At 42.2% G+C, this 13,859-nt stretch carries 12 protein-coding genes; 4 read left to right on the forward strand and 8 right to left on the reverse strand.

What is annotated here, in order from left to right; translation table 11 throughout:
- Both QT990_RS03680 and QT990_RS03685 read right to left on the reverse strand, forming a co-directional pair.
- The coding region (locus QT990_RS03680; protein ID WP_333464949.1) for a DUF4114 domain-containing protein at positions 1-1,761 on the reverse strand (1,761 nt) is incomplete at its 3' end.
- A 450-nt stretch (positions 1,762-2,211) separates the two neighbouring features.
- Positions 2,212-3,594, reverse strand: coding sequence for an alpha/beta hydrolase (locus QT990_RS03685; RefSeq protein WP_333464950.1), 1,383 nt, complete (start codon positions 3,592-3,594; stop codon positions 2,212-2,214).
- Positions 3,595-3,917: 323 nt separating this feature from the next.
- On the opposite strand from QT990_RS03685, the gene QT990_RS03690 reads away from it, so the two are divergent.
- From QT990_RS03690 to QT990_RS03705, 4 genes are all read left to right on the forward strand, one after another.
- Positions 3,918-4,568 (forward strand): hypothetical protein, encoded by a 651-nt coding sequence (locus QT990_RS03690; RefSeq protein WP_333309260.1) that lies wholly within the window; start codon positions 3,918-3,920, stop codon positions 4,566-4,568.
- Between the two features lie 37 nt (positions 4,569-4,605).
- Positions 4,606-5,508 (forward strand): DUF1822 family protein, encoded by a 903-nt coding sequence (locus QT990_RS03695; RefSeq protein ID WP_333464951.1) that lies wholly within the window; start codon positions 4,606-4,608, stop codon positions 5,506-5,508.
- 349 nt (positions 5,509-5,857) lie between these two features.
- Positions 5,858-8,779 carry a pentapeptide repeat-containing protein gene (locus QT990_RS03700; protein ID WP_333141316.1) on the forward strand — a complete coding sequence of 974 codons (2,922 nt, stop codon included), beginning with the start codon at positions 5,858-5,860 and terminating at the stop codon, positions 8,777-8,779.
- A 45-nt stretch (positions 8,780-8,824) separates the two neighbouring features.
- Positions 8,825-9,427, forward strand: a complete 603-nt coding sequence (locus tag QT990_RS03705) for a prepilin-type N-terminal cleavage/methylation domain-containing protein (RefSeq protein WP_333141314.1) — start codon at positions 8,825-8,827, stop codon at positions 9,425-9,427.
- A gap of 127 nt (positions 9,428-9,554) precedes the next feature.
- Here QT990_RS03705 and QT990_RS03710 read toward each other — a convergent pair whose 3' ends face one another.
- The 6 genes from QT990_RS03710 to ispE all read right to left on the reverse strand — a co-directional run bounded on the left by QT990_RS03710 (position 9,555) and on the right by ispE (position 13,841).
- Positions 9,555-10,301 (reverse strand): hypothetical protein, encoded by a 747-nt coding sequence (locus QT990_RS03710; RefSeq protein WP_333141312.1) that lies wholly within the window; start codon positions 10,299-10,301, stop codon positions 9,555-9,557.
- A 105-nt stretch (positions 10,302-10,406) separates the two neighbouring features.
- A complete protein-coding gene (locus QT990_RS03715) occupies positions 10,407-11,087 on the reverse strand; it encodes a dual OB domain-containing protein (RefSeq protein ID WP_333141310.1) in 681 nt (226 codons plus the stop codon).
- A 107-nt stretch (positions 11,088-11,194) separates the two neighbouring features.
- Positions 11,195-11,647, reverse strand: coding sequence for a DUF488 domain-containing protein (locus tag QT990_RS03720; protein ID WP_333464952.1), 453 nt, complete (start codon positions 11,645-11,647; stop codon positions 11,195-11,197).
- Positions 11,625-12,251, reverse strand: a complete 627-nt coding sequence (locus tag QT990_RS03725; protein ID WP_333108399.1) for a DUF488 domain-containing protein — start codon at positions 12,249-12,251, stop codon at positions 11,625-11,627. The genes QT990_RS03720 and QT990_RS03725 overlap by 23 nt, the downstream gene beginning before the upstream one ends.
- A gap of 75 nt (positions 12,252-12,326) precedes the next feature.
- On the reverse strand, positions 12,327-12,680 hold the full coding sequence (locus QT990_RS03730) for a DUF3082 domain-containing protein (RefSeq protein WP_333141306.1): 354 nt from the start codon (positions 12,678-12,680) through the stop codon (positions 12,327-12,329).
- Between the two features lie 183 nt (positions 12,681-12,863).
- Entirely contained in the window at positions 12,864-13,841 is a 978-nt protein-coding gene (ispE, locus tag QT990_RS03735) for a 4-(cytidine 5'-diphospho)-2-C-methyl-D-erythritol kinase (protein WP_333141304.1), read from the reverse strand.
- Positions 13,842-13,859 lie beyond the last annotated feature (18 nt).

The raw sequence follows: 13,859 nt of genomic DNA on the forward strand, positions 1-13,859 counted from the left end.
CTCAGAAATAACATCCTTATCGGAAGTCACCGCATCGTTAGTAAAAGTAGAAACAGGAGTTACGATCGCCTTTTTGTCCTCCTCAACCTTCACCTCAGAAATAACAGCCTTATCTGAAGTAGCAACCTCGGTTTTCGATACAGACTCAGTATTAGTTGCAGGAGTCACCTTCTCATTTGAAGCACTTGCAGTATCGGAAATCGGCACATCTAAAACTGAACCAGATCCAGTATTATTTACAGCTTTTACATCCTCTTCTTTTGGTTCTACCTTCAGTTCAACGTAGGGCTTAGCATAAGCAATCAAAGCCTGACCCATATCCGTTTTTCGCCAATCTTTATCGGCATTAATCACGCTATCTAAATTCACAGCTTGACCCGTTGCACCCCGCACCTGAAATACGAAGTCATTGTAATCGCGATCGCTCCCTAAATCGACTCGCATATCCTCCATTGTAAAAGTCTTGCCGCTACCCGTTACATCGGCAATTTGACCCACATGAAATCCCTCAGCAGGATTCGCTGTCACCATCGAGAATAAAGGACGTTTGTCTCCTCCTATCGCCGGATTGTTAAGTACCTCTTGTACAGTCCCATTAGGCACTAACATCACCCCGAATTCCTCCCCCGGAGTCATCGCAAAAGTCTTAAGTCCTAAGTAAACTCCATCGTTATAATTGCCTTCGAGTAAATTCCCCGTAAATTTTGCACCTTCACTCAAGTCATTAATAACTACATGACCATTTGCAGAATTGCTAAGTGCTCTCGAAGCCGCTTCTTTGAGAAACTCTTCCGAACCGGGAGGAAACTTCTCCATTCCTTTGAGACTGATAATAGCTAATTGACCCTTATACAAACCGCCGTCCAATAAGAAATCAATGCCGACTTGACCTGTAGAGTCAACAACAAATTTCCCGGATGTAAAGGAATTATCGGCTACTGGATCTGATGTAGGAACGGTTGGACTTAATTCTTTTGGTGTTCCAACTGCGACGACTTCTGTATTGTCTGTAGATTGTTTGTTGTTGTCTGTGCTGTTAGTTGGAGATTGTTCTTGGTTGCTGTCTTGGCTGGTATCGGCGGCTGTAGTGGCAGGTTTTTCGGGTGTTTTGTTGCTGTCTTGGCTGGTATCGGCGGCTGTAGCGGCAGGTTTTTCTGCTGGCGAGTTATCTGGTTTAATCGCTTCTGAACTTGTTGTTGCTTTTGGTTCTGAGACAGAAGTATTTTGGGCGCTCGCTATTTCTGGCTTGCTTTCTTTTTCAGCTAACGTATCGGGAGTTTTATCTGATGCTACTTGTTCCGCACTCTGAGGATTAGTCAAAGAATCGGCTGCTGTAATAGTGTCATCTTTAATTGCACTTAACGGTGCATCGTTGCTGATTCCAGTCAGCGTATCTTTGACATCTGTACCTGACGGGGAACCGGATAAGGTGTCGCGAACACTACTGCTGCTGCTTGCTGACTCGCTTAAACCGCTTTTGAGAGTGTCGGTAACAATTAATGAATCATCTGATTTTTTGCTATTTGTATCGGCGATCGCATTTTTTGAGTTAAGCGTGTCAGTCGGACTGGATAGCTTTTCGGGTTCAATAACTGGCTGAGTTTTGCTGTCAGCTATCAAAGCACTGCCGCCGATATTTTGACTGTTGCTGTTGCTTAAAGGGTTGAGGATGGGAGTTTTGGCCGCACTTCCCGGTAAAGTGTCAGTTGTCAAAACATCGGTTAGCAGAAGGTTGCTGGAAACTTCATTTGTGGTAGCCATTGAGATTGCACTCCTAGTCTAGGATTGAATTAAAAGTGATACAATTAACTGAAATCGATCGCCCGTTTGTCTAAAAGTGCGATCGGCCTCTTGTTATTACTTACGGAATCCAGCCCAACTTTTTACGCAAATCTGGAAACTTTTTTTGGAAACGGGCGATTGCCAGATATTTATTAGTCTCGACTTCACCCGAAAGACCGCCAGGGAATTAATTCCCTGGCTCATAGCTAAAGTCCTCTTGCATAGGACTAATAGACAAGGGTATAATTTCTGTTTTCACCTGAACGCGATCAGAATAATAGATATTTTTATAGGAAATATCTAATTAATTCTTCAGTCCTCTTTAGAGGACTTTCGCTATGAGGCGGGGGTTTAAACCCCCGCCGGACTTTCGCTATGAGGCGAAACTTTAAACTCCCGACGGACTACAACGAAGTGCAATATCTCAGATTAAGCAACGGTTGAATTCCAAACTTTTTGTTGCTGTTTGTGCTTCATCCGCCAGCGGGTAACGACAGCACCAAAAGCTAAAGTACCCAACACAGTAGTTGGTTCGGGAACTGACTCCGGGTTATCAATCGGAGTAGTGTTGTTTCCTGTATCGAAACTAGCACCGACATGGGTAACTTTATTAGGACTATATGAAAATAGGTTTTCGATAATTTTGATAGTTCGATCGCCACCATTCGCATTGAGAATATGCGTCCCAACAGGAACATTCGATGTCGAAAGTCCCTGCAAATTATTGGCAAAAAAGTCAGACCCTACAGGCTGAGGATTCAGCATTAAATCTCCAACAAAAGAACCGTTAGCGCTGATATTCTCAGCACCGGTAAACAAACCATCGAAGCCGAAGTTGGTCAAAATTTGGTTTGCCGTGTAAGCGAAATCATTATGATCAGTACCAATTAGAATACCGCCTCCTGCATTTTTAAGAGCTAAAGCTTGGTTGATTGTTGCTGCTGTCGCTGAAGGAGTGAGGGTCGTAGTTTCTTTGTTGCGGAAAGCGAAAGAGCTGTCTAGAATGAATTCTGGCTGCTTGTTGGCCGCCCAAGCATTAATCGCGCCAAAATCTACTGTGTTGAGAATCGATGTTTGATAGATACTCGTGTCGAACCAAATCTGGTTGTAAAACCCAACAGGCTTAGAGTTGAGCGATAATCCGAGGCGGCCAGGAACCTGAGTCTGAACGAAATCAACATCGAATACTGTTCCGTTTTGATAATTTTCTAAGGTATTAGCGATCGCCCCGCGAAAATCTCCTAAATTTCCGGTACCAAGGCCGCGAGTTGAATTCATGTAAAGAATATTTGTTGTCGATGCTGTCTTCGGAGGAGGAGGCATTTTTTTGAGCGCATCAATAAAATTGCCTGCTGTCAAGTTATCTACTGGCAATTTTGTTAACAAATCCATGACAGTCAGGTTATTAGCCTTCTGAGCGATCAATGTCACAACTTCTTGTATTTCTACATCTGTGATACCAGGTTGCAACAATTGCAAAAACTTTTTTAGTTTGTCTGGTAACTTAGCCGCTGATTGTGGATCGTTTGGATCGAGGCTGATGATTTGGTTTAGTTGTTTTCGCAGTACCAGTGATATCGATTCGCCATTTTTGTTAGTGGCTTTTGATAAAACCTCTGCCCAATCCTGTAAACTAAGGGATATATTGCCTGTGTTTGCCAATTTTTCTAAGTCAGCAACTTCTACAGGATTTGTTCCATCCAGAATAGTCACCGTTTTTGCAGCTAATCCCGGTGCAGCTATTCCCAAACTCAATCCTACTCCTAAGCTCCAGAAAATTCCTCGGACAACCCAATTTGAAATTGATGGCATTAGTTTTACCCCAGTTTGAATAAAATACATAGAACCCGATCGCCCTTGAATCAAAAGAACAATAGTTGCGGAGGACGATCGCCCTTTCCCCCAAAAGCCCGCGCCAGCAAAGCCATACCCCAGGAAATCGCCCCCTTATTCTTACTTACGAAATCCAGCCAAACTTTTTCCGCAAACCTCAAAACTTTTGTCCAAAACCCCTAAAACGTAAATTTTTGTAACAATTGCCCCAGAAATGCGTAAAAACTTCCGACGATATCCGAAATATAAATAGAAGTTCCACCAGACTGCACAAAAATGCCCAGAGGAGTGAGGAGAGCCCGATGGACGAAATACTTCGACAGCTAGCCCTAGAAGCTCAACAGCACCCAGCCGGAAGCCAAGAGCGACAGATAGCATTAACCAAATTGATAGACCAAATTTACCGTCATAACAGACTTACTCGTCCCCCCATAAATGACGACAACCTCCGTCATCTTTATGAAGACATTTACAGCGAAGCCCGGTTGAAAATAGTTGAGCATATCTGTCAAAAAATTGACACCTATGATTCACAAAAACCGGTAATGGCTTGGGTGAATCATTTCTTTAATTTTAGATTTCAAGATGTGTGCGATCGATATAGAAGAAGAGAAAGAATAACTCAAGGTTTATCGGTAGATGAATTAGACAAATTTGAACAGAAAGAATGGGAGATTTATCAACAAAATTATCCACGACTGGAAATTATGGAAGATACCGAAAGACTACGGAAATTAATAGAAGAAGATCCAGATCATCTTTTCCGAAATAAAACTATCAGAGGTCGTCCCGATATCACTTGGCAAGTCATAGCTTTAGCTAGGTTAGATGATGAAAAATGGGAGACTATATCTCAAAGATTTGGAAAAAAAAATATAATTTCAACACTCCAAAGTTTTTACGACCGAAATCTGCGGAAATTTTCAGATTACATTCGTAATAAATTACAGTAGGAATTGAGCGGAAGCGGAGAAATTAATGATGAGTAAAATGATTGAACCAATAACTTTCACAGTGCCATTATCTTTTGAAGCCCACGAAATCGCCCAACAGTGCGGCAAACAATCCAGTCCGAAAAAATTCAAACAAGTTTATCTCAATACCCTCGCAGTGTATGCAGTAGATTTTTACCTTCGCTGCATGGGATTTGAGACAGATTGGCCGGTTAGCGATAGTCGCAATCCGTTAATGCTGAAACTTATGGATGTAGCAGATTTAGATGTTAAACAAATAGGAAAAATAGAATGCCGTCCCGTCTTGCCAGATGCCGACGCTTGTCAGATTCCCTACGATGCTTGGGGAGACAGAATTGGTTATGTAGCCGTACAGTTAGACCAATCTTTGAAACAAGCAACGCTGTTAGGATTTACCAGAACAGTAGCTAAAGAAGTCCCTCTGGATGAAATGAATTCCCTCGAAGATTTGCTCGTCTACATGAATCGAATCAAACAACTGAAACCAGTTAATTTGATGAACTGGTTCGATGAAATTTTTGATGCGGGATGGCAACTAATTGACGATCTATTAAATCCCAAACAATTGCAACTTCGCTCTTTTAGAAGCAACAACGCATTACCCATCGATCGCGGCCAGAAAATTGATTTGGGAATGCAATTAGGAGAACAGTCCGTGGCACTGGTAGTCACGCTGCCCCCAGAACCGGATTCAGAAGTGGATATTCAGGTGCGAGTGTATCCCATGGGAAATCAAACTTATTTGCCTCCTGGGTTGAAATTGATGCTGATGGATGAGTCAGAAGAAGTGATTTTCAAGGCTGAATCGAGAGAGGCTGACAACTTTCTTAATTTTGAATTTTGTTCAGACTTAAGAGAATTGTTCAGCATTACTGTAGGACTGGGAGATGTAAATGTGAAGCAATCTTTTCGTTTGTAATTGTATCCGGTCGGCGTTATGTAGAGCGTCTAAGCCATTTTTATTGGTTCCTGATTCCTCGTTACTAGGCTCTGTCTATTGGTGACAAGTTAACGTTAAACTGATAGTCTCTCTTGTTTGTATCGAAATCTGATCCCCCCTAACCCCCCTTAATAAGGGGGGAACCGGAAATCGCTCAAAGTCCCCCTTCTTAAGGGGGATTTAGGGGGATCTAGACTTCGCATCAAAGCGACATTTATTATGAATTCCAGTCTTAAGTTGTCACCAATGGACATAGCCTGGAAACGAGAAAACGATAAACCAGAAACATCCGTTACATCCGTTACAAAATCCGTTGCCGAACTCCCCTATGTCATCATTAACATTTCAAAACTTTCGCGGTCAAAATCTCCAAGGTTGTTCTTTCAAAGGCCTTGATCTGACTAATACAGATTTCTCCAATGCAGATATCAGAGGTGCAGATTTTACCAATGCAATTCTCGATGAGGCTAATTTCAATCACGCTCAGTGCGGACTAGCTAGAAAATCGCAAATCAAAATCTTCATAATTGTAGCACTGCTCTCGGCTATATCAGGAATAGCTGCTGTAATTGCTGTTGATAATACCTTCAAATCTCTCATTCCCAAAACAACCCAGCATATCGGTTTTCTGCCAACTGCAATCATCTTATTCGTCAATGCTATTCTGTTGACTACCATGATTCGCCAAGGGATACAAAAAGCTTTGGATTATTTAGGTATTGCGGCTGCTGTTTTTGTACCTTTAATTGGTTTTTTATCTGCGTTCTCGAATGATAAACATCCAATACTTTCCTGGTTAAGGTCTTTTAGAACTGGTGCCTTAATGAGTGCCTTGTCTGGCGAAACGAAGGCTAACGATATTCCGTTTTTAATTGTGACTTTAACTGCGGCTGTCGTTGCAACTACGATCGCCATTGTCGCTCTTCCTTTAGCCCTAACATTGGCTGAAGTTGTTCTGGGGAGGGCGATTGCAGCTTTGGCTTTATTTGAAGCTCTGGCTATAAGTGCGATCGCCACCGGAATTATTGCCAGAAATTCGTTGAGATATTTAAAAGCATCCGTGTTAATCCAAGCTGGAGTAGTTGACAACACAAACAATAAATGCTATGATTTCCTAAAAAAATGTGTGCAAGAATTTCCCGATGCGCCTGTAGTTATTGCGGCGATCGCTGGAGCTGTCATTTTAGCTGTAGCTTTGGTATTATTAGGAACTCACATTGCTCAGAGAGTTTTAGCCGAAGATGATAAATACGCCGTAATTCGCCAGTTAGCGATCGTCATTGGTGCGGCTGGCGGCACCAGCTTTTGCGGCGCTCAATTAGCCAATACTAACTTCAGCTACGCCACCCTCAAAAACACCGATTTTAGATTTGCTACTATCCACCGAACTATGTGGCATCACGCTCGTTTTCTCGACTGGGCAATAGTGGACGAGACAATATTAATTAATCCTGCAGTGCGAGAGTTGCTTGTCACCAGCAACGGCTATCACAAATCTTATCAAGGCATGGATTTGAGAGGAGCAAACCTGATAGGTGCAGACCTCAGCTATGCCCAACTTCAAACAGCAGACCTCAGTCAAGCGACTTTGGAAGCAGCTAATTTAGAATATGCAATATTTAGTCAAGTTCAGGCGATCGGCACTGATTTTAGCAATGCCAAAATGACTGGTGTTTGCGGTTTAGGAACCTGGAATATTGACAGCACTACCCAACTCGAATGGGTAGATTGTAAGTATGTTTATTTGCTAGAAGAACCGAAGCCGGGAACGGACGATCGCGAACGCCGTCCCAGCGGTAACGACAACTATCAACCAGGAGAATTTACCACTTTTTTTGCAGAAGTTGTAAATACAGTTGACTTGATTTTTAAGTACGGTGTTGACTGGAAAGCTTTCATGGAATCTTTCCAACAGGTGCAACGAAAAAATCCTGGCATAAAACTCAATATTCAAAGTATTGAAAATAAAGGCAATGGAATTGTCATTAAACTCGCCGTACCTCCTGAAACCGACAAAGCACAAATTAACAATGATTTCAATAGTTTCTATCAAGAAGCGCTACAAGTGCTAGGAACAGAAGCGCCCGCCCTGCAAAACTCAGCAGAACAACGCCAATACTTGCTGTCAGTAATGGAGGATATAGTCAGACCGTTGTCTGAACAAGTAGTCATCTTAAACTTGGCTAGCGGCGACTTGAAACAAGGGTTTGACGTAACAGTTGAGATTTGGTGCGATCGCCAGCGCTTAGCAATAAAATTAGAAGGCAAATTACCACCCCAACCAATAATTTTCCAACATTATCAACAGTGGCAAGAAATGTATAACATTCAAAACCATCGGCGAAAAAACCGTGCCATAAAAATAAAACCCGGTATCACTCACTGTTCCATACAGGAGCTAAAAACCTTAGCTGAAGAAGTAGAAATAGATGTAAATAAGTGGCTAGAATCCGAACAATTTTTCTCAATCAAGCAGGGATTACAGGACAAGTTAAACAGCACTGACGAAGTGCGGGTCATCATCCAAACAGAAGATAACTTACTGCGAAAACTCCCCTGGCATCAATGGAAATTTTTTAATGCTTACTGTCAACCAGAAGTAGCTTTAAGTCGCAAGGAATCTAACAGAGTAAAAAAATCAGTACGACCCAGAAAAAAAGTAAGAATTTTGGCAATTTTGGGCGACAGTACAGAAATCAATGTCGATAAAGACAGGCAGATATTGGAGAATTTGTCAGAAGCAGAAACCATATTTTTGGTAGAACCAAATTACCAGAAACTTAAGGAATATCTCACCGATGAAATAGGCTGGGATATTTTGTGTTTTTCGGGTCACAGTCAGAGCGAAGTAGATGGCAGTACGGGGGTGATTTGTATCAATAAAACAGATAAGTTAACTGTAGAACAGCTAAAAGATTCCTTGAAAATAGCTATTAAACACGGTTTGGAAATAGCAATTTTTAACTCTTGCGATGGCTTAGGCTTGGGTAAGCAATTAGCTGATTTAGATATCCCTCAAATTATCGTGATGCGTGAACCGGTGCCGGATTTAATCGCCCAGGAGTTTCTGAAAGTTTTTCTCAAAGCTTTTGCTGGCGGCAATTCTTTTTATGTTTCCGTGCGGGAAGCACGAGAAAAACTCAAACAGCGTTGGGATCGGGAAATTCCCGGTGCTAGCTGGTTGCCTGTTATCTATCAGAATCAAGCTGAGTTTCCCAAGACTTGGCGAGGATTGCAAGGGAATACTTAAGGGCGAGTAATTATTTTACTGCTAGTTGATTTTTAGGAGGTATTAATGTCTGTATTTACTCAAAAATTGTTGCTATATGTCTGTCACCATAAACGCTATTTACGAGTACAAAAAAGTCATAATGCCTCCCACGGCTTTACTTTGATTGAATTGTTGGTTGTGATATTTATCATTGGGATATTATCAGCTATTGCTTTACCTACTTTCTTCAGATTAATCAGCAAAGCTAAAGAAAGTGAAGCTACACAATATATTAGTTATCTGAACAAACATCAAACTGCACAATATTTAGAAGGATCGGGATTTACGAACTCTTTCGGGACGATCTCATTTCCACAGCCGGAAACACCGAGTTCGGCGGCTGGTATTTTGAAATCTGTTGGCTTTTCCGTGGCAGAAACAAACAATTATTTATACGGGATAAAACTTGCCATTTATAATAACAATCCGCTGGCTGTTCAAGTAGCTTTGTCTAAACAATTAGGCGTTCAATCTTATTTCGGAATTGTGTATATCAAAGACAACAGCATTACCTGCGGGCCAGTTGCATTACCTATCAGCTTGTCTTCTCCCGTGTTTCAACAGTTAGGAATATTAAACAATTTGATCTCGAATCCAGGGAATTATTGCTCTCAGTTGTTTTCATGAAAAGATTGATAAGTAAGCCCACAGAAAAAACAGCATACACAGAGCCCCGACTTTTTAAAGAAGTCGGGGATCTAAAAGAAGAGCATTTTACGTTGAATAGTGACAAGATGATTCAGTAACTAAAGCATCAATATTTCTTTCTCATCTTTCTGTTAGAAGCTCTTTTAGGCAATTGCTTAATTTGACGATCGCCTACTGGAAGTTTGACTTCTATGCAGTCTTCTTCCGGTTCTCCGACTTGGGAATCGACAATTTCCTCTTCATCATTAATGCCACTGATTTCAGCCTCTTCAACTTCCTCAAATTCCGACGACTGCGGTTGATGTTCTATTAGCTGGACTGCTAATTGTTTTATGTTCTGACTAATTTCAGTTTCTCGGCTTTCATTCTCTGTTTCCGGGGTCGATAAATCTGCCTCTGACGCTGAACAGTCATCTACTTCTTGACTAACTTCACTTTCTATGATTTGATTATCTACGATCTCCATTGGTAGCGGCTGCTGTGAGGCTAACAACTCTTCAACTCGCTCTGCAAGTATTCTTAGCTGTTCGTTGAGAACCCGAATTTCTCGGTTTTGCTGCTGAATCATTTCTTCGGCATCAGCAAGAGTTCGATTTCTCTCTAATATCACCTCATTTTTAGTTTCTAATTCCAAAGCGCTCATAGCCGCTTTAATTACATTATAAAAATGCGGCTTAGATACATCAACTTGTTTAGCATTATGGCGACTTTTTCCCAAAAGTCCAATCTTTTGTCCTTGCTTAACAGCCAAAACAAAACCTTGATGATTTTTTATTTTTAATTCTTTGACAAAATCTACTTGAACTAAACTGCAAATATATTTGTGACAGTCAAAATAAAATTCTGCTTTCATTAAAAAGCACCCCTTCCTGCTACAGTCCCGCAGAATTATAGCACGAACAGAGTTTTTGCGGTAAATAAAAAGAAATAAATAATCGATCGCCCATTTTGATCAAAACTAAATTTCATCCTCAACAACATCTTCCGGCAACTCTACCACACCCGCAATCAACTTCCAACAAGGGTCATCTCCCTCCCAATCATCGGGCCGCCAAGGCATACTCAAACTCACTGTTACCAAACAAGCTTTTTGCGGTCGATACCCCAATTCTAACTTTCTAATAAACACTGGATCGGTAATTGTTGCAGTCAATCTTTGACCCTGCTGCGTGACAAGAGATCCTTCCCATTTATTACCACCTTCAAATCTTTGACTTAGCTTTTTTACCGTAAATCTTACTGCTTTGACTAATTGCAAAGTTAAGCGATCGCACATTGGCAAAGACTGCATATATGCCACCGTAACATATCGCAAATCGTTGTGCAAAATATATTCTTGACTCTGGCAATATTTCAGCAAATATGCTGGCGGAACTTTCCCTACTTGCCGCCATTTTCCCGGTAAAACAGAAAGATTTTCACACTCAAAGCCAAAGTCCGGCCCCGTCTTTGCCAGAGGAATTTCTAGAACATCTAACAACGCGGGTTCAAGTCTATTTATCTGCCGCATTTCTTTAGGAATTTGGCCATCTGGTAAGTCGGAAACCGGACGCACCCACTTACCTTGAAGTTCATTAATTCCGGCGATGCACCTGTCGCCGCGTTTCCAGGAATTAGCGAGACAAATTATCCGAGTCATTCGATTTTAGATTTTAGATTTTAGATTTTAGATTAGTGGTAGGGTGCGTCAGACGAAGTTCTAGGGCGATGATTGAAAATCTCCGATCTGACGCACCTTACTAAATATCAAAGATGATTAATTGTGACATTTTTCCACTTCTCGCTGAGATATTCAGCAACTAAGCGGCGGTGACAATTATGAGGTTTTGGTTCGCTACAAAGCAGACACCCGCAGTCTAAAATATCCGATGAAACCTTGTGTTCAATTTGTCTATCGCCCATTAAGCCCAAAAACTTCTGTTCATAAACCTCCCAATCTCCCTTTTTCTTTTTATAATCATCCAAAATATCTTGAGTCGGCGCTAAATCCAGAATGTGAACATACTCAATATTACCAATGGTTCGCAGAAAATATTCTAAATCTTTTCGCTTAGCAAAACCAGCCAACTGCGATACATTATTCAGCCGCGTATCTATCACCCTGCGGACTCCCGCTTTCATCAAAGTATCAAAAAACTGCTCGGCGCTTTTTTGAGTAAAACCAATTGTAAATAAATTAATGGCTTTCTTTTGTGACATAAGCGATTTCCAATCCGTGACGATAATAAGCTGTTTCTAAATCTACTATTTCCTGTTTAACTTGAGGCTCTAATTCAAACAAGCTTAGCTGAATTGGCTCATTATTTTTTTTGCCTTTGTTAAACTTGCTCAAAAGTCTTTCTTCTAAATGCTGGTGCGATTCTAAATTGCCATCGGAAAGAATGTGATGAATTTGTAAATTAAATTCTCTGAGTTTCTGGCAAACTAAAATAGTCCGATGACAAGTAATCGGGTCTTTTTCCGCACACATTAAACAGATTTTATAATTTGCTGCGCCTTGGATCAAGCGCTGAATTCCTTCGGAAAATAGAGGAGTTGCTGCTATGCGATCGTATAAAGCTTTACCGCTAGTATCGTAACAGCTTAAATCCTCTGGTCTCGCGCCCAACTCTTTGCCTAAAAAAACATATTGAATGCCGACACTTGACAGAGAAGCTTTAATTTCGGATTTATTAAAATGAGGTAAATAGCGGCTAAAAGGATGCGACCGCACGTCCGCAACCGCCGTAATTCCGTGTTGTTGCAGCAGCAAAACAAACGCTTCAATACTCAGATTGGAGTGTCCGATCGTAAATAATTCCATTGCTTCGATCTTACTATTCAGTCTTTGCCTTGCGGAGGAGAATTTGTGTATCCCGATGGTTTCAACCTGTAGACTTCAACCTGTGGGTTTTTTCACCAACTTTTGAATCAAAAGTTGCACAGCCAGCAGCATCAAACCCAAAGATGCAAAAGCAAAAACACCCGCACCCAAAGCCACAATCCCCATGACTAAAGTTCGCACAGCCGCGCCAATGTTAATCGCAGTCACATTGTCAGAATGAATGGGGGAATTTGCAAAAGTTTGGACTATAGACAAAGTTAGCGCGTACAAAGCCGCCGCAAAGCCACCCGCGATCAGCGAACCCATCACGCACCGCAAAATCGTCGGCGGCGTGGAAGATGCAGAGGTTGCATCTCCAGCCGAACTCAGAGGTTTAGAAGTAGAATTTGGATTAGTTAAATCAGTCATGGCGATTTTAGATTTTAGATTTTAGATTTTAGATTTCTGGTTAATTCACCAAAACTAAAATCCCTGTTGCATGACATATTATCAGTTCTTCGATCTCAATAGACTCTGCGAAAAGTTAGATTAATCTTGACCCTCGCCTGTTAGACAGGTTTAACGGGCGATCGCGATCGCACCCTCTTCGAGTTACACCCTCGAAATCGGCGGTTTCGTCTCGTTTCCCTCCGAAAAAATCTGAATTCCAGTATTGCTAAACTGTGCTACCCAAAAATCCAAATCTGGAGAAGCGATCGCACTTTTAACCCGTTCCATAACTTGCTGAGCCTGCTCTGAAGACTCGGCCAGCGCAAACACCGTTGGCCCGGAACCCGACATCATCGTTCCCAAAGCCCCCGCCGACTCAAAAGCCTGCCGCAACTGCAACACCTGCGGGTACACAGGCAAAGCAACTTTTTCTAAATCGTTGTGCAGCAATTGACCAATTTTCGATCGATCTTTTTGGGCGATCGCCCCCACCATCGGGCCCGAATGCAGCCGTTGCCGGCGACACACCAAATCTTCCGCTGCACAATAGGAACTACTGAACTGCTGGCGATAAGTTTGATACGACCATGCAGTAGAAATACTGAGATTGCGGTACTTGGCCAACACCACAGAAAAGCCCCCCAAATCAGGCAGCGGCGACAGTTTATCTCCGCGACCAGTTGCCAAAGCCGTACCTCCAGCAATGCAAAAAGGCACATCCGAACCCAAAGTTCCCCCCAACTCTTGCAACTCCGACTGAGTAAGTCCCAATTGCCACAGCAAATCCATCCCGACTAAAACCGCGGCCGCATTGGCCGAACCGCCGGCAAGCCCCGCCGCCACTGGAATCTGCTTGTGAATGGCAATCTCGACTCCGCCGTATTTCGCCAAAGCATCGGGGAATTGCTTCGCCAACAAATCCGCCGCCCGGTAGGCCAGGTTATTCTTGTCAGGAGGGACTTGCGGGTGATCGCAGCGCACGCGAATCGTGTCCGTACCGATCGCGCGTAAGTCAATTCGATCGGCTAAATCTATACTTTGAAGTACCATCGCCAGTTCGTGATATCCGTCGGGGCGATCGCCTATGATTTCCAGATACAGATTGATTTTTGCGGAAGCTAGCAGAGAATATGAACGCATAGGTGATTAAGCCGCAGG

This window comes from Microcoleus sp. T3_B1 (genome assembly GCF_036700445.1).
Classification (GTDB): Bacteria; Cyanobacteriota; Cyanobacteriia; order Cyanobacteriales; family Microcoleaceae; genus Microcoleus.